The sequence below is a fragment of the Clostridium sp. genome, assembly GCF_050717535.1.
Taxonomy (GTDB): Bacteria; Bacillota; Clostridia; order Clostridiales; family Clostridiaceae; genus Clostridium_AD.
Window position 1 is genome coordinate 1 of the sequence record NZ_JBOITM010000011.1, and the last position, 21,512, is coordinate 21,512.

At 31.7% G+C, this 21,512-nt stretch carries 17 protein-coding genes; 10 read left to right on the forward strand and 7 right to left on the reverse strand.

Going from position 1 to position 21,512, the window contains the following annotated elements:
- The first annotated feature begins 539 nt into the window (after window positions 1–539).
- From ACREVU_RS02510 to ACREVU_RS02525, 4 genes are all read left to right on the forward strand, one after another.
- The gene (locus ACREVU_RS02510) at window positions 540–1,535 is read left to right on the forward strand and encodes a hypothetical protein (protein ID WP_431550051.1); all 996 of its coding nucleotides are present in this window, start codon (window positions 540–542) and stop codon (window positions 1,533–1,535) included.
- Window positions 1,536–1,826: 291 nt separating this feature from the next.
- Window positions 1,827–2,825, forward strand: coding sequence for a Gfo/Idh/MocA family protein (locus ACREVU_RS02515; RefSeq protein WP_431550052.1), 999 nt, complete (start codon window positions 1,827–1,829; stop codon window positions 2,823–2,825).
- Window positions 2,826–2,910: 85 nt separating this feature from the next.
- Window positions 2,911–3,753 (forward strand): response regulator transcription factor, encoded by an 843-nt coding sequence (locus ACREVU_RS02520; protein ID WP_431550053.1) that lies wholly within the window; start codon window positions 2,911–2,913, stop codon window positions 3,751–3,753.
- A gap of 141 nt (window positions 3,754–3,894) precedes the next feature.
- On the forward strand, window positions 3,895–4,032 hold the full coding sequence (locus ACREVU_RS02525) for a hypothetical protein (RefSeq protein ID WP_431550054.1): 138 nt from the start codon (window positions 3,895–3,897) through the stop codon (window positions 4,030–4,032).
- 366 nt (window positions 4,033–4,398) lie between these two features.
- Here the strand turns inward: ACREVU_RS02525 and cutD are convergent, their stop codons facing one another.
- The gene (cutD, locus tag ACREVU_RS02530) at window positions 4,399–5,349 is read right to left on the reverse strand and encodes a choline TMA-lyase-activating enzyme (protein WP_431550055.1); all 951 of its coding nucleotides are present in this window, start codon (window positions 5,347–5,349) and stop codon (window positions 4,399–4,401) included.
- A 27-nt stretch (window positions 5,350–5,376) separates the two neighbouring features.
- Window positions 5,377–7,761: a choline trimethylamine-lyase gene (gene cutC / locus ACREVU_RS02535; protein WP_431550056.1), complete on the reverse strand. Its 2,385-nt coding sequence runs from the start codon at window positions 7,759–7,761 to the stop codon at window positions 5,377–5,379.
- Between the two features lie 475 nt (window positions 7,762–8,236).
- Here cutC and ACREVU_RS02540 point away from each other — a divergent pair, with 475 nt between their 5' ends.
- On the forward strand, window positions 8,237–8,581 hold the full coding sequence (locus ACREVU_RS02540) for a winged helix-turn-helix transcriptional regulator (protein WP_298840053.1): 345 nt from the start codon (window positions 8,237–8,239) through the stop codon (window positions 8,579–8,581).
- A 271-nt stretch (window positions 8,582–8,852) separates the two neighbouring features.
- Here ACREVU_RS02540 and ACREVU_RS02545 read toward each other — a convergent pair whose 3' ends face one another.
- The 3 genes from ACREVU_RS02545 to ACREVU_RS02555 are packed head-to-tail and all read right to left on the reverse strand — an operon-like array spanning window position 8,853 to window position 10,016.
- Complete coding sequence (locus ACREVU_RS02545; RefSeq protein WP_431550057.1) at window positions 8,853–9,044, reverse strand: hypothetical protein; 192 nt, start codon at window positions 9,042–9,044, stop codon at window positions 8,853–8,855.
- A 14-nt stretch (window positions 9,045–9,058) separates the two neighbouring features.
- Entirely contained in the window at window positions 9,059–9,487 is a 429-nt protein-coding gene (locus tag ACREVU_RS02550; protein ID WP_431550078.1) for an HXXEE domain-containing protein, read from the reverse strand.
- A gap of 46 nt (window positions 9,488–9,533) precedes the next feature.
- Window positions 9,534–10,016 carry a class I SAM-dependent methyltransferase gene (locus ACREVU_RS02555; protein WP_431550058.1) on the reverse strand — a complete coding sequence of 161 codons (483 nt, stop codon included), beginning with the start codon at window positions 10,014–10,016 and terminating at the stop codon, window positions 9,534–9,536.
- Window positions 10,017–10,505: 489 nt separating this feature from the next.
- On the opposite strand from ACREVU_RS02555, the gene ACREVU_RS02560 reads away from it, so the two are divergent.
- From ACREVU_RS02560 to ACREVU_RS02580, 5 genes are all read left to right on the forward strand, one after another.
- A complete protein-coding gene (locus ACREVU_RS02560; RefSeq protein WP_431550059.1) occupies window positions 10,506–13,112 on the forward strand; it encodes a cyanophycinase in 2,607 nt (868 codons plus the stop codon).
- A gap of 189 nt (window positions 13,113–13,301) precedes the next feature.
- The gene (locus tag ACREVU_RS02565; protein ID WP_431550060.1) at window positions 13,302–15,347 is read left to right on the forward strand and encodes a sigma 54-interacting transcriptional regulator; all 2,046 of its coding nucleotides are present in this window, start codon (window positions 13,302–13,304) and stop codon (window positions 15,345–15,347) included.
- 218 nt (window positions 15,348–15,565) lie between these two features.
- Window positions 15,566–17,236: a putative basic amino acid antiporter YfcC gene (yfcC, locus tag ACREVU_RS02570; protein WP_431550061.1), complete on the forward strand. Its 1,671-nt coding sequence runs from the start codon at window positions 15,566–15,568 to the stop codon at window positions 17,234–17,236.
- A gap of 91 nt (window positions 17,237–17,327) precedes the next feature.
- A complete protein-coding gene (gene iadA, locus ACREVU_RS02575; protein ID WP_431550079.1) occupies window positions 17,328–18,500 on the forward strand; it encodes a beta-aspartyl-peptidase in 1,173 nt (390 codons plus the stop codon).
- A 175-nt stretch (window positions 18,501–18,675) separates the two neighbouring features.
- Window positions 18,676–18,831: a small, acid-soluble spore protein, alpha/beta type gene (locus ACREVU_RS02580; RefSeq protein WP_431550062.1), complete on the forward strand. Its 156-nt coding sequence runs from the start codon at window positions 18,676–18,678 to the stop codon at window positions 18,829–18,831.
- A gap of 84 nt (window positions 18,832–18,915) precedes the next feature.
- On the opposite strand, the gene ACREVU_RS02585 is transcribed toward ACREVU_RS02580, so the two are convergent.
- Complete coding sequence (locus tag ACREVU_RS02585) at window positions 18,916–19,887, reverse strand: dipeptidase (protein WP_431550063.1); 972 nt, start codon at window positions 19,885–19,887, stop codon at window positions 18,916–18,918.
- Window positions 19,888–19,997: 110 nt separating this feature from the next.
- Window positions 19,998–21,209, reverse strand: a complete 1,212-nt coding sequence (locus ACREVU_RS02590) for a DUF819 family protein (RefSeq protein ID WP_431550064.1) — start codon at window positions 21,207–21,209, stop codon at window positions 19,998–20,000.
- Window positions 21,210–21,512: the final 303 nt, after the last annotated feature.

Consider the following 21,512-nt stretch of genomic DNA (forward strand, 5'->3'; position numbering starts at 1 on the left):
TAGTTTCTATATCTGAGACATATTTATTAAAACATTAATTTCTATTGAACCGCCGTGTACCGAACGGTATGCATGGTGGTGTGAGAGGTCGCTAAATAAATTAATTATTTAGCTCCTACTCGATTACTGCTTACTAATAAAGATATTATAAACCCTAATATAAAAATAGGAAAATAGGAGAAAACAGATAATTTCAAAAATGTTGAAAGTCTATTTACAAATCGTTTTGAATATTTTATATTAAAGATGCAACAACAAATGAAAGGGAATATACTAAAAATCAAAGCACATAAAAGACGTGATAACCATATATTCTGCGTGTAATAAGATATAAAAAACATAGAAATAGCACCGATAGTTATAGAGATACACAAAGATATAATCAGTATAATACTAAATAATATATTCTTTTTATAAGCTTTAAAAAGTTCTTTAATTCTAATCACCCACTTTTCTATATTTTACAAATATTATATATAAAAGTCAACAGAGATATGCTATGCGTATTAAAATCAATGAAATCATGGGGGGAAAGTTACATGTACTTTAATAAATATATCTTGCCACTTTGGTATTTTTCATTTTCAATAATATTTTTAATTGGTAATATTTATTATTTATCTTATAGGCTACTTGCTGTAAGAGAATTTGAAGTTAAAAGGAGAATAGAAAAAAGAAATTTCAAATTTGTGTTTGCATTTATTATAGCATTAATATTCATAATTATATCATTAGGATCTAGTAATAACCTTAATGTTTTTTTCGGAATAATAGCAGTAGGACAAGGGCTTTGGGTATATGATTATAATTTCATTTTAGATGAGGGCTTATTAATAAAAGGAAGATTTATTTCGTGGGGTAAAATTAGTGACCTGGATTATAAAAAAGATAAAGAAGTAGAGCTTAGTTATTATAAAAATAACCAGCATAGTAAAATATATAAAATCACCTTTAATATAGGATATGATGCAACATTAGTGTTAGAAAATACGTTAAAGAGTAAACGAGATATTACAAACATAGGGAATTGGGAAAGTGAAGATATAATAAATTCTCTTAATAGACTAAAAAGAGTGGTAGCTATAGCATTAATTTTCGTAACAATAATTTTCATATATGGTGGTTATAATTTATTGCAACCTAAAAAACTAGGAGTTGTTTTAGAAAAAGCATTTAATCACGATAAAACTTCAACTGTAGTTGTTTATTACCCAGGAGAAGTTAAAGATGAGAATTTGCCTATAGCTAACATGTCTACAACATCAAAAGAAAAAAAGATAAATGAAGTAGAGAAATATCTTAATTCATTTATCTTAAGAAAAATTCAATTTAAGGACATCCAATATAGCTTTCTGAATCAAGATGCATATGGAATTATACTTTATGAATTAGATGGAGATAAAGTGGAAATCTATATTTCTAAGAAAGAACCTGTTATTGAAATTATCAGTAATAACAAGAAAAAAAGTTATTATATAGAGGAAGGTTATGAGGATTTAGATTTTATAAATAAGTTTGGAAAAAGAATAAACTAAGGTGAGCATAAAAAACTGCATTAAATTCAACATATGTTATCAATGTCTTTAATTACTAATTATAACAAAAATAAACACAAAATATAAATTATAAAAAATGACTCCTTAACTTTAAGAAAGGATAAAGATAAAATGGTAGTAGACTACCATAGAAACAAACTAACAACTTTGATATAATCATGTTAAAATATTCTAATAATAAAAAGGATTATAGATAGTCTTTTTATAAAACAAGTAAAATTAATCAGTGTACAAGCATGTACACTAGATATCTTGAGGAGATGGGTTAAAATGAAGACAATACGTTGGGGAATCATTGGATGTGGGAACGTTACCGAGGTTAAGAGTGGACCTGGATTTCAAAAATCAAAACATTCACAATTAGTAGCAGTAATGCGCCGCAATGGAGATTTGGCTAGGGATTATGCACTGCGTCACAATGTACCTAAGTGGTATGATAATGCTGATGAATTGATAAATGACCCTGATGTGGATGCAGTTTACATAGCGACTCCCCCTGCATTTCATAAGGAATATACAATTAAATGTGCACAAGCAGGAAAGCCTGTGTATGTTGAAAAACCAATGGCACGGAATTTTGAGGAATGTACGGAAATGATTCAGGCGTGTGAGAATGCTGGAGTACCATTATTTGTTGCATATTACAGAAGGGCTTTGGACCGCTTTAATAAGGTTAAGGAACTAGTTGATTCCGGAGAAATTGGAGAAATACGATTTGTTTCAATTACCTTATATAGGAGACCTATCCAAATTGACTTGAATTCTGGCAAGATGCCATGGAGAGTTAACCCTGAAATTTCAGGTGGAGGAGAATTTCACGATCTTGCTTCTCATACCCTGGATGTTTTAGATTATATTTTGGGACCTATCAAGGAAGCAAGTGGTTATGCAGCCAATCAAGCCAATTTGTATGAGGCGGAAGATATTGTTACAGCTTCCCTGTCGTTTGCTTCAGGAGTCAAGGGAGTAGGGATATGGTGCTTTTCAAGCTTTTCTGATTATGACATGAATGAGATTGTCGGAAGCAAAGGAAAAATATCCTTTTCAACGTTTGGAGCAGAGCCGGTTTTACTGACAACTCTGGATGGTATTACGGAAATACATATCAAAAAACCATTACATATTCAACAGCAATTGATACAAAGTATAGTAAATGACCTTAATGGCTTGGAAGTATGCAAAAGTAAAGGGATTAGTGCCGCGAGAACTAATTGGGTTATGGATGAAATTTTAAAAAATTACAGAATTAGCAGTCACTATAGATACTAATACAGGTGAAGTAGCTTAGAGAAAAACATTTACACTAGAAACATTTTTTGTTAATATAAATAACAGAGATGGGGGATGATTTAAAATGAATGATACCTTGAAAGTTTTCATATTAGATAACGTTAAATCAATAAGATCAAGGGTAAAATTGCTTTTACATACAAATCAATATACTGTGTACGAAGCATCCAATTCTATGGAGTTTTTTAATGCTTTGGCACTGAACAACTATAGTGCAGATCTTATTATAATGGACATTGATTTAAAGGATGAAGATGGATTTAAACTTATTAAAAGATTAAGAGAAAAAAACAAAGTAGTTCCAATAATGATTATGACTGCAAATAATCATAGGAATACTTTTATTAAAGGAATATCTGAAGGGATTTCTGACTATATGTTGAAGCCATTTGAGGATGAAATATTTAATAATAAGATTTTAAAACTATTAAAGATATCCACGAATCTAATAGAAAATAAGGTGATTTTAAATTTACCTTTCTTTATACAATCAGAAATTAAAAAAGCTACTAAGGGAAAATATAGTGTGTCTATTATGATGACAACTTTTTATAAACCAGTAAAAGCTTTTTCAAATGAAATTAATAACGAATATAATAATCTTTCAGAGTATATTTATGATAATTTAAAAAGTATTTTTTGGGATACAGATATTTTTATCCCCTATGCTTTTCAAAATTTTATAGGGGTATTACCTTTTGCTAGCATAGAAAACAAAGACAAAATAAGTGGTAAAGTAGAGGTTTGTTTTAATGATTTAAAATTAAAAGAACCTAAATTGAAAGAATACTATTTATCAAATGTATTTGTAACATATCCTCAAGATATTAAGGAAGATGAAGATCTGTTTTTAATATTACTAGAAAAAACAAAAGAATCAATAAAAGCTGTTAGAAATGAAGCTTAATAAGAAAGAAGTAACAGCGAAACACTAATTTTATACGTTAAGACATTTGTTACCAAAATGGTGATATATTTAAGGGGAATATTAAATATACCAGTGTTATTTTAATATTTTCTCAAAGATTTTATATTAGCTAATAAATATATGGAAGAACTTAGTGGAACATTTAAAGGAGATATAAACACAAGGCCTATTGGAAATTATGATGCAGCAGGAAGTAATACAGATATGTTTAATAAAGCAATTTCCTTAGAAATATACCGAAAAATAAAATCAAAATAGAAAAATCAAGTGTAAAATTGTCTAAAACTAAGTTTATATCTTTGGAAGAGGCGGAAGCTGCTGGTCTTATTATCTTTAGCAGTTCTTTTGTTTTTTTATCTAAACTACAAGATTCTAATTTTTTAGCATCCGTTTGAGCTTACTTGGTGAAGACTATTATAGCAATAGGTAAAGCTTTGAAATTATCTCCACCTTTTCCCCTGCTCCACACCGTACGTGAGAGTTTCCAGCTCATACGGCGTTCTAACAAATTTATTCTATTACCCCCAAAGTGAAAGTAACTCAATTACTATTGTGTTACTTTTGGAATATTAATATACTGTTAAAATGTATTCTCAATCTATTTTTTATTCTAACAATAAGTTATCAATGTTTGATAACTTTAACTGGAAATTCATATTTTTTAACCAAGCTCTCAATCATATCTAGTTCATCCCTACTTAAACTTGGATCTTCCTTTATTGGATACTCTTTACCTAATTTTGTATACTTACTTACACCTAATTTATGGTAAGGAAGTAGATCTATGCCTTTAAAATTTTTATAATCACGAAAAGGTATTAAAAAGGCAATTACCCTCTCAATCTCATCTTGATTATCATTTATGCCTTTTAACAGAGGCATTCTCACCTTTACGTTATACCGACGGCTTAGAAGTTCTTTCAAATTCTTTAAAATTTGATTATTACGTACTCCCGTCAGCTTATAGTGGCATTCAGGATCAATGTGTTTTATATCAAAAAGGAATAAATCAGTGAACTTAGCAACCGTAAGTATTGATTCCAGTGTTGTATATCCACAAGTTTCAATGGCAGTATTGATTCCTTCCTGCTTACATGTCATAAGCAGATCGGTTGCGAATTCAGGTTGCATTAAAACTTCACCGCCGCCTAGCGTAACTCCACCACCTGAAACGTTATAAAACTCACGGTCTTCTTCAATAATCTGCATAATTTCCGAAACTGTTTTCAAATTTCCCACAATAGATAATGCAGACTCAGGACAAATATCCTCGCACTTACGGCAACCTATACAATCAATGTTATGATTCACCTCATGTTTTAGCTCTTTGGAAATAGTATGTATTGAAACTGGGCAAACAGAGACACAAGCACCACAATCAGTACATGAGTCTCTTTTGAACATAACTTGATATTTTTGTTCCAATCCTTCAGGATTAGCACACCACTTGCAACGAAGTGGACATCCTTTAAAGAACACCAGTGTTCTTACTCCCGGTCCATCATACACATTGTATTTTTGTACATTAAAAATCATTGCTTTTTTTTCAATTGTAGCTACATTCTCATTGCTCACAATACCTAACCTCCCGTTTGATCTAGTTTATTCAATTACTGTACGGCTGATTATTTCATCCTGTACTTCCTTGCAAAGTTCAACAAAAAAGGCACAGTATCCGGCAACACGTACAATAAGATCTCGATAATCTTCAGGGCGCTGTTGGGCTCTCTTTAATGTTTTATTATCTACGCAATTGAATTGCATCTGCGCATTGCCCATAATGGAGGCGCTGCGTAGCAGGGTAATTAAACCATCCCTACCTTCCTGATTATCCAAAAAACTACTGGATATCTTAAAGTTATGAGCCATTCCAAGACTCATTGATTCAACATTAATTTTGGATTCTGATTTTATGGTTGCCGTTGGTCCTTTTATATCAGCTCCTTGAGAAGGGCTTATTGCGTCAGATAGTGGTAAACCGGAAAGACGCCCATTAGGGGTTGCACCAATCATCCTTCCTAGAGGTGTATTAAAGGATTGGGACAAAGTTCCATGGATCTGTCTTGCATAAAGTGACTTGTGCTGGTTTATTGTATGTTCAGTATAATCGACGATTCCTCTGGCAATCAGATCTGCATAGTTGTCATCATTACCGTATTTAGGTGCATCAAGGCAGTCACGACGTATTTGTTTGTAACCTTCCCAATTTGCATCAAGGGCTTTTTTAATATCTGCAAGAGTGTACTTTTTATCATCATAAACAAGTTTTTTAATCGCAGCCATACTGTCGACATAAGTACCTAGTCCCGCGAATATTGTTCCTGGTCCTTCATAAAGAACGGCGCCACCTGCAGTCACATCTTTACCGGTCTGCATACAACCGTCAACAAACAGTGACATATAGGGAGTAGGTGTAACATCTCTGAAAACTTTCTGCGTTAGAACAGTTCCTTTGGAATTCATTTCCAGCAGATAATCAAGCTGTCTTTTAACTGCAGCATCAAATTGTTCATAAGTGGTTAATTCCGTAAGTTCTCCGGTGTCTAACCACTGCTTACTTGGGTACGACTTAAGAATGCCACGATTAAATACCATTTCAATGGTGATAGGCCATTGTGTAAATCCGCCGGCTGTCCACTGGTGGATACGTCCCGATTTTTGTGGTTCCACACATCCCATAAGGCAATAGTCACGAGCATCTTCAAAATCAAAACCTTTCCTAAGCATCATTTTGATATGTGCATCATCAAAATGGCATGCAGGCATACCACCGCCAGCTTTAATAACATCCACAATTTTTTCTAAATAACGATGTGGAGACTGATTGTAGATACGGCAGGCAAGGGACGGCTGGTATATCTTAACTTTTTCAACAGCATCCATAATCAAATAGGTTAATTCGTTTGTGCCGTCTCCTCCTTCACGTTTTTGTCCACCTACACACATGTTAATAAAAGGCATATATCCCGCGAAATATTTGGAGCTGGCTTCCGGTGTATACCAAATCATTTCTGAACATTTGATCATGAAACAACCCATCAATTCAAAAGCCTGCTGTTTGTCTAAAATTCCGCTTTCAATATCTGACATATAGCAAGGAAGCACATACTGGTCAATACGGCCTAGTGATGTACTAGATTGATTTTCTTCCATTAAAAACAGTGACTGTATTGTCCAAATGGACTGCAATGCCTCATGAAATGTTTTAGGAGGACTCGCCGGAACACGGGCATTGACCTCTGAAATTTTTTTAAGCTCTGCTTTACGTTTAGGATCCTGTTCCTTTTCTGACAGTTTCCATGCGTAGGCTGAAAGACGAGCGGCATAGGTAAGAATTCCCTCGCAGGTTTCTATTGCAGCTTTATAATAAGAGATTTTATCTTTGTTATAAGCCTTGTCAGCTGATAAGCCGGCAAGATAAGCTTCAGCTTCAGCTTTAACTCCACAAATGCCCTTTTTAAAAAGGATAATATCATAGCCCGGACTAGTATCTCCACCACCGCTAGTAATATGATAAGTCAAATCACTTATACATGCTTCGGAGCTGAATTCCCACAAATCTTCTTTGCGAAAAGCTTTTTCACATTCCTCCGCTAGAGATTTACCTTTCCAAAATGGAAACAATTCCTCTCGCATAATCTTCTTGTCTTCTTCGCTTATGAAGTAAGGATCCTGTGATCTAGTACTGATAGTATCTAGTTCATCACGAACCCACTCCCATGCGGTATCTGGTGAAAAGGCACCTGCACGTGGTTTACCACAAGGGTGGCCTATTATAAGCTCATGTTCTTGTATAAGCAGCGGCGCAGTTTCACATGCTCTTCTAAATCCTTTGGCCCGGAGCACATTCCTTGGAAGGTCAGGATACTTTTTTGCAATTTCAGTATATGCTAAGGCACGACCAATGGTAATACTTGGCTTAACCTTTAAATATGCTTCTTTAAGAAGTTGAAGACGTTTAGGTAAATCCGACTTTTTTTGTGTCATAATATTCCTCCTCTAAAAATCCGAGTACTCTCGAAAATTCTATACTGTATGATATACTATATTTTTCTACAACAACGATCAGGTTCAAAAATCTAATAATACATTTAGCTTATTTAAAATTAAAAAATGAAAATTTCAGTAATTGCATACCACTAAGAATTATTTCTATTATGTAACTAATATATATTAAACTTTTGAAATAAATCCGGATAAATAACTTCCTTCTTCAATCATTCCTAAAAGATTAGGATGTAGACCGTCTATCGTCAAACTATTTAATGTGAGTTTATTAAATCCACTATTATGATATAAGTCACAAACTGGTAGTGCATATAAATAACCTAACTGTATTATAAGTTTCTAATAATTAATTTACTTTGTAAAGAATCTGTATATATACTATTATATATTTAGTATGCTAATAATAATAGTATGAACTTTAATGTAAGATACTAACTAAAAGGAGAGTAATGATATGGATCAAGAAGAAGAGGTATACTCAGCACCCTTTAAATATACATTGTCTATATTTAGTGGCAAATGGAAAATGACAATAATGTTTTGGTTATCAGGACGTAAAATTTTGCGTTATGGAGAATTAAAAAAATGTATTAAAGGTATTACTCATAAGATGTTAAGTTCTCAACTTAAGGAGCTTGAAACAAATGATATTATAGTTCGCAAAGAATATCACCAAGTTCCGCCAAAGGTTGAATACTTTTTATCAGAAAAAGGATTATCTCTAATGCCAATTTTAGAAGCAATGTGTTCTTGGGGTCATTTACACTATAAAGATGAGATTAGTGAAAATCGTATATGATGCCTGGTTTTGTAACGGCGGTTAACTTAAGTTAATCTATTATTAACCTGTTTTGTGGACTAGTTTTTAAATGCGAAGGTAATAAGGAGTCCCTTGTGCCTTTGCATTTGTTGTTTATGCACATCTAGCCTATAGACTCAATGTGAAAGTAACTCAATTGGTATTATGTTACTTTCACTTTGCTTTTTAATTCTATTTATAATAAGTCATAATTAATGAATTTGTTTTTCTGACCTTAATTACAACTTTATGGTATTCAAACTTATTGCTTTTATATTCTGCATTTAATAATTCTCCCCGTGACTAAATAATGGAAAAAAACTAAATTAAATTTATAATTAGTTTTTTTCTTTTTATAATCTATTATAAGCTTGTCCACTATTCTACTTTGGTTTAATATAAAATCATTTGAAAGAACCCCATCATTATTCTCTATCATTTTATTAAGTATCTTCTTTTCCATGTTTAGTTTTCCCATTAATATTCACTATGGCTGTAAAATAGAATAATGAATTTTATTTTAAATTTAAAAAATATTAAAAATATTTTTTTGAAAGGTAAAGATAATTTTTCTATATAACCATGCGTTGATTTTTTTACTGGTCTAAAAGAAAATATAACCTCAAGTAAAGGACTTATAAGGAAACAAATAATTACTAATCGAATATTCAAATAACCATTTTTTAAAACTACAACATAACTGATTATTGCAACACGAATTTGAAATATAATTCCTGTTATCATCCCAGGTGAGTATTTTTTTGTAATGATAGCTCCTCGAATGTGCGTAATAACTGCATTGAAGCTTAAAAAACTACATATAGTCAAAAAAATAGGTAAACTGTGTTGTGTAGTTGTATGATACGCAGCAAAAAAAGTTAAACCAATAAAAACTGCGTTTTCTATATAATAGCTTACAGGTTTCCCATTATCAAATTTAGGTCGGTAATTGTTATACCACTACATCTTCTTTTTCGTAATATATTTTATAATCTCCTGTATTGCCTATTTTGTGATATAAATTTAACATTTGTCTAATAACTACTGGTGCAGTTGGATCTCCAATAATTAATGTTCCATTAGATTTCAATACTCTATTCACTTCTAATAACGTATCTTTGTGGTTTGGATAATGATGAAATGATGCATTACATACAATTACATCAAAAGTATTATTTGCCCAAGGCATACACTCTGAATCACCAACTTTTAATTTTGCCTTATTACCAAGGTTCTTTTTAGCTATATCAATCATTTTTTCTGAAATTTGTTCTATTGGTGGTATCCCATGACGTTCTGCAACTATAATTAGATAAGGCACACTACCTACTCCAAGTGATCCTTTTTCAACTTGCATACTTAAAGAAGTAATGTAACTTTGCAAAGTCTTATTACCTTGTGCATCTTTTTCATGCTTTGATATTTCAGATTTCATAAGGTCTTTAAGTATAGTTTTAATTTTATCTGTGGCGGGAGTATTGTTTGAAATAACAACAAAATGCCTAAAATCAGTTTATTTTGCTACGGCAAGTATTGCATATGGAGCAAGGTACCCTGCTCCATCTCCATCTTATATGAACTAACATATAACTATGTGCATAAAAGAGACGAAGCGATAAAAAAGCTATATTAAAAGCCAGAAATTTTTAATCCGTAAATGATTAAAGATCCCTGTTTTTTTTGGATAGTGTTTACACTATTAAGATTAGCAAACAATAACTTCTAGTTAGTTTCACTCCCCCCCAAGTTCTAAAAAGGGTTTCATCCATTTCTATTATGCCATCAGTTAGGCTAACTGGTCACCATTTGACCAATAAATAATAGCCAATTGTCTAAGGTATGGCTTGAGGTAGTGTAATAAATATGGCACGATAATTGCTATATATTGGTAGTTAGTATGATTATTATAAAAGGGGGAGTCTTTATGGAAAAGAAATTCATATCATTTATTTTATCATTTCTGCTGGTATTTTCAAATTACTCTGTAGCTTTAGCTAAAAGCAACATTTCTGCAAATAAGGGTAACATAAAAGGAAGCCTAGTTATTGTGGGTGGAGCTTTAGGAAGTAGCAATAAGGATATTTATAATAAATTTATTGAATTAGCTGGAGGTGTAGAAAATGCAAAGATAGGTATAATAGGTGCAGCAAGCTCAAAACCTGTTTTTTATAGCAAACAGTTTACAAATGAACTAATTAGTTATGGAGTAAAGGCTAAAAATATTGAAATAATTCCTATTTCGGTAAAGGATGATAAAACTACAAAAGATGTGAATGAAGCGGAGTGGTCTACAAATGGAAATAACAAAGAAATATCTGCAAAGATAAAACATTTAAGCGGAATATGGTTTGTAGGTGGAGATCAGACTAGGATAATGAGCACATTAAAAAATAAAGATGGCAGCAACACAAAGGCATTAGATTCGATTTGGAAAATATATAAAAAAGGTGCAGTTATTGGCGGAACAAGTGCTGGGGCGGCTATAATGAGCAGTACTATGATTATAGGAGGAAATAGCTTAAGTGCTCTTGATAAAGGAATTATAGATAAAGATACAGGGAATGATGATGATGGCGTATATTTAACTGAAGGTCTTGGCTTTTTTAGGTATGGTATGGTTGATCAACATTTTGATATGCGTGCAAGAATAGGTAGACTAATAAGCTCTGCTTATGCAAAGGGAGATAAAAATGATTTTGCTTACGGGGTAGATGAGAACACTGCCATGGTAGTAAATAATTCTATGAAAACCTTACAAGTAGTCGGTAAAAGTGGATTAACTGTAATTGACTATTCAAAAATGACTATGAATAAGATTAATGGAAAGCCATCTATGAATGATATTACTATAAGCTATATGACCGCAGGCGACACACTTAATCTTAGTAATAATAAAATTATACCCGATATAAAGAAAGATGCTACAAATGGTTATGAATATTATAGCTTCACACCACCTATAAATACTGGTGTATTATCTTCATATGGTCAAATTAAAAATCTTTTGGGTTATGACTTAGTTGATAATGCAGGGGCATCTTCTGTAAAGAGTTATAGTTTTAATGAAAAAGGCGATGGTTATGAGATAACTTTTAGAAAAACTAAAGATACAGAGGGATATTGGAAGTATGTAGATGGTAATATAGACCAATACTCTGCGTTGAAGGTATCCATGAGTATAGTTCCTGTGATTGTTAGCATTAAGGAAGATACAGCAGGTGGTGAGAACTGGAAAGCTAAGACTATGCTGCAAGCTTCAGTTCCAATGGATATTAAAGGAAGTATTATGGCTATTGGAGGAGCGCTTGGAAGTAGTAACGCAGATGTTTATAATAAATTCATAGATTTAGCAGATGGCATAAAAGATGCTAAAATAGGAATTATCCCTGCGGCAAGTGGTAATCTTAACAGCTCCAATGCTTTTAAACATGATTTGGTAAATTACGGATTAAAAGAAGAAAATATTGAAATAATATCTTTAGCATGTAAAGATGATAAAAACACCCCAGAAGACGAATCTAAATGGATTGAAAATGCAAATAAAACCGAAATATCAGACGAAATTAAGGGATATACAGGTATATGGTTTGTTGGGGGAGATCAGACAAGAATTACAAAGGTTTTATTAAATGCTGACGGAAGCAACACAAAAGCTTTGAATTCAATTTGGGAAATATATAAAAATGGGGCAGTGATTGGAGGAACAAGTGCTGGTGCAGCTATTATGAGTGAAACTATGATAGGCGGAGGGGATAGTGTTGGTGCATTAAATGATGGATTTACCAATACGTATGTAGATTCAGACCAACAGGAATATGGTCCTTTATACCTTGAAAAAGGATTAGGATTTTTTAGATTTGGAATAATTGACCAACATTTCGATAAAAAAGCTAGACTTGGAAGACTTGTTAAAGCAGCTTTTGATAAAGAAGACAAATATGATATGACTTTTGGTGTAGATGAAAATACTGCTTTAGTATTCAATAATGCAACAAAGAGCTTAGAAGTTATGGGTAAAGGTGGAGTTACTGTAGTAGACTTGTCTAAGAGTTTAAAAAACACTTCAACTACCAGGAGTAACATTAAAGATGTTGTCATAAGTTATATAGTAAAAGGGGATAGCTTAAATCTAGGTACAAAGGAATTTAATATTAATGATAGTAAAGATTTGACTAATGGTTACGAATACGGAGATTATACAGTACCAGTAAATTCTGGAGTGTTTACTTCACATTCACCTGTAAAAAATTTTATTAGTTATGACTTGGTGGATAATACAGCAAATTGTATAAAAAGTTATAGCTTTGATGAAAAAGGAAGAGGATTTGAGATAAATTTTAGAAAAACAAAAGATACTAAAGGTTATTGGAAATATTCAGATGGAAACATAGATGATTATTCATATCTTAATGTTTCTATGGATATTAAGCCGGTAAGCACAAAAATATCTTATGCAAAAAATGTTAGTAACGAAAATAAAATACCATCTGTTGAAGGAATTAAACCAGGTATCACTAATCAAAAACATTAAAGTGGGGATTTTAATACTTAAAACAGCTGCATTTCTGGATTAGCTTGCTATTATAAGTATTGGTGCATAAGTAATTTTATTATATATAGAGTGAGAAATTATCAAAGTGTAGAGATATACTTTGATAAATTTTTTATAACATGGTGTATAATATAATAAATATTATTTATTACTAATGGGGGAATACATATGATTCGAGGTATAAGTTTAGTTGCTGGTTCTGAAAATACAAAAATAGCATTGCTTGCACAGCTTGAAGAATACATAGGAATGCAATCTATAAGTAGCTATGCTATAGATGAGGATGAAATTCTTCACATAATCCAGGATGATTTAGTAATTCTTTCAGGAGAACTTGTAAGGCAGGAGTTAATTGAAAAGAATTTGTTAAATACCAGTTGTGATATTATAATTGCAAAGAGGACTATAAGCTATGATAATATTGATGACATATTTTTAATACCGGAAGATACTGAAGTATTATTTGTAAATGACGCAAAAGAGACTACCTATGAAATCATAGAAATATTCAAGGAATTAGGTATTGATCACATTAAATGTATACCATATTATCCAGGAATATCATCGACAGACGAAGGAGTCAAAATAGCAATAACTCCTGGTGAGAAAGATAAAGTACCATCTTTTATAGAAAAAATCTATAATATTGGACCAAGAATAATGGATTCTACTACAATAATAAAAATTTTGGTTAAACTAAATTTATTGGAAGAAAAGTCTTGTGTTTTTTCCCAAAATTATCTTTTTAAAATAATTAATATTGCTAAGAAATTGGGCAAGTACAATAACAAAATAATTAAGATGAATTCACATCTTAATAAGGTTATTGATGGTCTACAGCAAGGGCTAATTGTGTATGATAAACATGGAATAATAAATGTATTTAACGAAGAATTAAAAAATAGTTTAAAAATGAATAACAACAAATTGATAGGAAAAAGACTTAAAAATGTGATATTTAATAAAAATCTTTTAGAATATCTTATGGATAATAGAGAACTCGATGAAAAGAAAATCAATCTAGAGGGCACAGATTTATCAGTTAATAAATTTAAAATTGATGACAATGATTATACTGTAGCAGTATTTAAAAGTTACCAAGATACAATAAATCATAGCAGAGAAAAGAATCTTATAATAAAGGGATTTGTTGCCAAGTATTCATTTGATGATATTATAACAGATAACTTAAAGATGCAAAAGATAAAAGATATTGGCAAGAGACTGGCTAAAACCGATTTAACGGTATTAATTGAAGGTGAAAACGGTACAGGTAAAGAGCTTTTTGCTAGTGCGCTGCACAAAAGTTCAAGGCGCAGCACGGAATCTTTCCTGGCTGTAAACTTTAGCTCACTTCCTGAGGAACTTATCGAAAGTGAATTATTTGGATATGAGGATGGAGCATTTACAGGAGCAAGAAAAGGTGGCAAACCTGGTCTTTTTGAACAGGCCAGTGGTGGAACTATTTTTTTAGATGAAATAGGCGATATCTCATTAAAAGTTCAAGCTAGATTACTTAGGGTACTTCAGGAAAAAGAAGTTATGAGGATAGGTGGGAACAGCATAATTCCTGTAGATGCAGATGTTATAGCAGCTACTAATAAAAATTTATTTGAAATGATGGAAAATGGAAAGTTTAGAAAGGATTTATACTACAGATTAAAGGTTGGGTACTTAAAAATCCCGCCTCTTCGCGCACGAAAAGAAGATATAGAGCCACTTATAAAATGTTTTATAAATATGGAAAGCACAGAAAACATTGAAATTGATAGTGAGGTAATTGAAATATTAAAGGAGTATAACTGGTATGGAAATGTTCGTGAACTTAGAAATACCATAAACTATATGCTTGCAATAAGAAATAGTAATATTATAACCGTAAATGAATTACCAGATATGAATTTCTTTCAAAATCATGATACTAAAAATGATAGTTTAAATGAGCATCCTATAAATATTGGATATTTAGATAAAGAGCTTGATTACATACTAATGCATATATATAAACTGAGTAGTAAAAATATAATTGTGGGAAGAAAGATGATTGCCGAAGATAGTAAGGAAACTAATTATAATATGAGTGAATCAATGGTAAGAACTCGATTAGAAAGATTAGAAAGAAAGGGTTTAATTGTAAAAGGCAAAGGGAAAAAAGGTACGTGTCTAACAGAACTAGGTAAAAAGGTAGTATTAAAAAAACTAAACCAAATTTAATATATTGAAATTGTCGATTATATCTTTAAATGGTCGCCATTAATACTGTATGGGTATTTAATGGTGACCATTTATTTTTAATAAACCATTAAACTGAATTTTTATTAACATATATAAGCAGTTAACTGAATTTTGTAAAAATAATAATTGGCATAAAAATTGCTATAATATAAGATATATAAAATAAATAAGATATATAAAATAAAGGGGGAATTGAATTGGAACAAAATAAAAAGAAAAAATGGTCTTTTGAAATGCCAGATACTTATGTAATTATATTTTTTGTTGTTTTACTGGCGGCATTATTAACTTATATCTTACCTTTAGGTAGATTTGAGGTTAATTATAAAGCTTATGATGTAAGCGATAAATTAATTGCAGAAGTTGCGGATGGAGAAAGTGCTTCTTTTACGTTAGATAGTAAAAACTATGTTATTGACGCCTCAGGTGATGAAACATTGTTACTTGAAAAAGGGGTAGAAGAACCCTTAGGGAAAATAGATAAGGGCAAGGCTAGGGCCGTAGAAATAAAAAATGGAGATAAGTTATCATTTAAGGTAGTTCAAGAATATGGTAAATTTGTTTCGAAGGGAGCAAGAAAAGGGATTAGTTTATTTAAAAGTGGTGGAGATGTAGGTTTTCTTAACTATATGTTTGAAGGTCTTGTAAAAGGCGACAAGTGGGGAAGTGCAGTAGGTGTTATAGCATTTATTTTAGTTGTTGGTGGTGCATTTGGAATTATACTCAAAACAGGTGCTGTAGAAGCCGGTATTCTTTCAATGATAAGTAAAACTAAAGGTAAAGAAGTTATACTAATACCAGTAATTTTCGCGTTGTTTTCAGCAGGAGGTGCTGTGTTTGGTATGGGGGAAGAAGCAATTCCTTTTGCTATGATTATTGTGCCGCTTATAATAGCTATGGGGTATGATGCAATAGTTGGTATAATGATTACTTACGTTGCAACGCAAATAGGGTTTGCAACGTCTTGGATGAATCCGTTTAGTGTAGCTATTGCCCAAGGAATAGCAGGTATACCAGTATTATCTGGCGCAGGATTTAGAATCATCTTATGGGTATTTTTCACTGCAATAGGTATAGGATATACATGGCTTTATGCTAAGAAAATTAGAAAAAATCCAACATCCTCAGTAGCTTACGAGTCAGATGCTTTTTATAGAGATGATTTTAAGGGGAAAGATATTAAGGATGTTAGGTTTACATTTGGGCATAAATTAGTTCTTCTTACCATATTACTGGGGATTATATGGGTTGTATATGGTGTTAGTAAATATGGTTTCTACATTCCAGAGATTGCAACAATATTCTTTACCATGGGACTTGTTTCAGGCATTATTGCTGTAATATTTAAACTTAACAATATGAGCGTAAATGATATTTCAATTTCCTTCAAAGAAGGTGCAAAAGATTTAGTTGGAGCGGCTCTTGTAGTAGGTATGGCACAAGGTATTATTTTAGTACTTGGAGATGCTTCTCCTGTAAATGACTCTGTATTAAATACTATACTTAATGGTATGGGATCTGCACTTGGTGGCCTATCAGCAGGATTTAATGCTTGGTTTATGTATATATTCCAATCAGTATTTAACTTCTTTGTAGTTTCAGGGTCAGGTCAAGCAGCTATAACTATGCCTCTTATGGCACCACTTGCAGATATTGTAGGTGTAAGTAAACAAGTTGCAGTACTTGCTTTCCAATTAGGGGATGGATTTACAAATCTTATCGTTCCAACTTCAGGATGCCTCATGGCAGTGCTTGGTGTTGCAAGATTAGACTGGGGTAAATGGGCGAAATTCCAAATAAAATTCCAAGGTGTATTATTTATATTAGCTTCAGTTGTAATGTTTGTAGCTGTATCAATAGGGTTTTAGTAGAGGCTAAAAAGAACAAATCATAGTAAGTAAGAGGGGAGGAAATTACCTCCTTTTACTTATTATGATCTTATATGAAAGGGGAATTAGCATGGTAACTTTGATTAAAGGTGGAAAAGTATATGCACCACAGTATATAGGAAATAAAGATATTTTAATATGTGGTGATAAAATAGAGCTTATAGAGGATAATATTAATGTAGAAAATTGTGGGTTTGAGGTTAAAGTAATAGAAGCCTCTGGAAAATTAGTGTTTCCAGGATTTATTGATTCACATGTTCATATTTTAGGCGGAGGAGGAGAGGGTGGATTTAAAACTAGGACTCCAGAAATTAAATTATCGGATTTAACAACTGCAGGTGTAACTACTGTTGTGGGATGTTTAGGCACTGATGGAATTTCAAGAAACATGAGGTCTTTACTTGCAAAGGCAAGAGCACTTGAAGAAGAAGGAATATCAACTTTCATATATACAGGATCTTATAGGATGCCAGTTAAGACGATAATGGAAAATGTGCAAGAAGATATAATTTTGATTGATAAAATTATTGGTGTTGGAGAAATAGCCCTTTCAGACCATCGTTCTAGTCATTCAACCTTTGAACAGTTTGTACAATTAGTATCAGATGCAAGAATAGGTGGTATTTTATCTGGAAAAGCAGGGGTCGTTAATGTTCATATGGGTGATGGAAAAAGTGAACTTGATTATATGGATAGGATAGCTAGAGAAACAGATATACCAATGACTCAAATTATTCCAACCCATATGAATAGAAATCCATCTTTATTTCAAAAGGGCTTAGAATATGCAAAAAAAGGTGGGTATGTAGATTTCACTACAAGCACTACAGAAAAATTTCTACAAGAAGGAGAGACCAAATGTAGTACTGGTCTTAAAATTATGCTAGAGGAAGGTGTGGATATTAAGAACATAACCTTTACTTCTGATGGACAGGGAAGTCTTCCAGACTTTGATGAAAGTGGAGATTATATAGGTCTTAAAGTTGGAAAATGTGAATCCTTATATAAAGAGGTAAGAGATGCAATAGTTAATGAAAAGATTAGTGTAGAGCATGCAATTAGTGTAATAACATCAAATCCTGCACAGCACTTAAAACTTAAAACAAAAGGAAGGATAAAGATTGGATACGACGCAGATATTGTTTTGGTTAATGAGAAGGATTTTAATATTAATACTGTGATAGCTAAGGGTAGAATAATGATTCATGAAAATAAAGTTTTCGTCCTGGGAACATTTGAGTAATGAGCAAGTAAAATCTGTACGCATATGCTTTCAGATTTTACTTGCTTTTTTATTTGTTTTTAATAAACAAGTTTTGCAGGCATTTTTTTCACATACATTCCATAGAGTTGGTTATATTAATATTGAAATATAAATTTTTAAAATGCAAATTTTTTTAATAAAGGAGGATCCTACAATGGCGCATATAGACAAAAAGAATAATCAAAAAAGTAAAAAACTTGGTCAAGACACAAAGAAAGAATTAGCTGAAATGAAGGTAGAAGCTGCCAGTGAAATCGGATTTTCTAGACATTCTAAAAAAAATGCAAAAGATAAAAATAAATATTTCTAGATAGTGTAAGGGAGAGGTAATAAGCCATCTCCCTTATAAAAATAGATGTGTAAAAATCAATACAGATGCTACAAATACTTTATCTTAAAGGATTTCTTTCATTATTCTAAAGAAGTTTTTGTAGCTTATTTTTTCTATGTCTTCTTCTGAATAATTTCTTTCTCTTAATATCTTAATCATATTTTGAGCTTTTGAAGCATTTTCAAAACCTATAGTATTTGCTTCCTCGCCTTCAGCAAAGGCTAACATAGTTGCAGGATCCAAATAATCATCAAAATCAAAACCAAATCCTATATGATCAATACCTATAACTTTAACCATATGATCAATATGATTTGCAAGATGCTGAATATCTCTCTTTTTAGGATCAATGTCTACTATATCTGCAAAAGCATTTAATCCAACTACGCCACCTCTACTTGCGATTGCTTTAAGTTGTTTGTCGGAAAGATTCCTAGGAACATTGCATATAGCTCTACAGTTTGAATGCGAAGCAATTATTGGTTTTGTAGTGTTTTCTAATATTTCCCAGAAGGTTTTATCATTAGCATGTGATACATCTACAATCATGCCTAATTGTTCCATAAGTTTAACAGTTTTAATACCATCTTTTGTAAGACCTCTAGATGGATCACCATCTTTTCCAGTAGCTAATTCATTTGTTTCATTCCATGTAAGCATAGCATGCCTTACACCAAACATATATAAAGCATAAATTAGATTTGAGTTATGTCCAAGCCCACTTAATCCCTCCATACCAATTAAAACAGGCATTTTGTTTTCAGATAAAGCTATGTCAATGTCACTGCCTTCCTTGATAATATGGAAAATATCCTTGTTGTCTAAAATTTCTGCTGACATATGTTCAATTATTTCTAAAGTTCTTTTTGTAGGGTCAGTATCATAGGGAGGATCTATCCAAATAACAAATATGCCTCCACCAATATTACCCTTTTTGAATTTTTCCATGTGTTTTGTTTTGAAAACATCTTTCATTCCCTTTTGTCTTTCTACAGTTACATCTGTCCATATATCTGCATGTGCGTCAAAAATCATGATATAGCCTTCTTTCAATTAAATATTTTGATTATATAAAATATTAATGATTAAATTATTAATATTAAACATCAATAAAATCCGTTACTCTTTTTAACTCTTAATTGAACTTATAATATGTTTCCTACGAATATTCCATAATAATTACCAATAATGTATCCCAGAGTGCCTACTAATAGAACCGGAATTACAAGTGCTCCCCAGCCTTTAGCAATTGCCATTGCAGCTGCAGTTGTTGGCCCACCAATATTTGCATTAGATGCTAATATAATTTGTTCTAAATCAAATTTAAATAGTTTACCAAAGCCAAGTGAGAATATCATATTAACTAATACTATTATTAAACAGAATACTAATAATAAAGGTGACTTGTGAATTATTAATGAGATAGAAGCAGGTGCGCCTATAACACAAAAGAATATATAAATTAAGAAAGTACCGATTTCTTGTGATCCTTTAATATTTCCGAAGAAATTAGAGAAAAAAGTAGCTAAAAGCATTGTAAAAGTTGTTATGATTAAATATTTATTTCCTACAAGACCAACTAATAGATTTAATCCTAAACCTGAATCGGGTCCAATAGGGATAATACCAGTAAAGAAATCAGCAATCATAGTTGAAACAGCAACGATGATAAATGATGAAGCTACTGCTGTTGCTATATCGAGTAATGATATTTCTTTAGCTCCCCAGAAAGTGGCAGCTTGTGTTTTTTCGCTATTTGAATCAGTAATTTTTTCTAGTTCATCCATAAGAGGGTGCTTGTACGCTTTCTTGAAGAATCCTATAGAAGGTATTGCAGTTAAAACAAAGAAATATAATGCCATTAAAAGATTATCAGCTACAACAGCAGCTGAAGCTAATTCCTTAGCTACATTAAAATGATCAGCCATAGCAGCAAAATTTACACTTCCACCTGTATATGTTCCGGTCATCATGCCGGCGATTACATTTAATTCTGGTATGTGATTTTTTAATAGTTGGAAGCCTATAATAGCACCAGCTATAGTTCCTATACCGCTTATGAAATAGATTGCTAGTATTCTTCCACTATCCTTCCAAATTTTTTTTACATCTGCTTTAAATAAGAGAAGTGGGATAGCTAAGGGTACTACGTAGCCCCAGACGTTGTCATATGTAGGTGCATCAGTTGGAATAATTTTTAAATTAGATAGTATCATCATGAATAATAAAGCTAGTACACAACCTGTGATTTTATTAGCCCATTTGTATTTTTGCTCTAAATAGATACTTAAAGCAGCAAAACCGGTAAGTATTGCCCATAATGCCCAAGTGTTATCAGCATTTATTAGTGTGTGCATATTTAGTCCTCCTCAAAATATAAGTAAGTATTATGGTTGATAACTAGAAACTTCAAAAAAAGAAAGTATCATATATATATATGTATAAATTATATTATATTACTAAAATAACAATAAATTTGAAATGCATTTCATGTTTATTGTAACACTTGTTAAAAAAATGTCAAATTTGGGTTTATTATAAGTTTAATAAGTTAAATAGTAAAAAAATAAAGATAATTTATCTTCTGTTTTTACTATTTATTTAATTGAAATAATAGATTGGTACATATTTACAAAGATTATCTAACAACTTGTTTATTA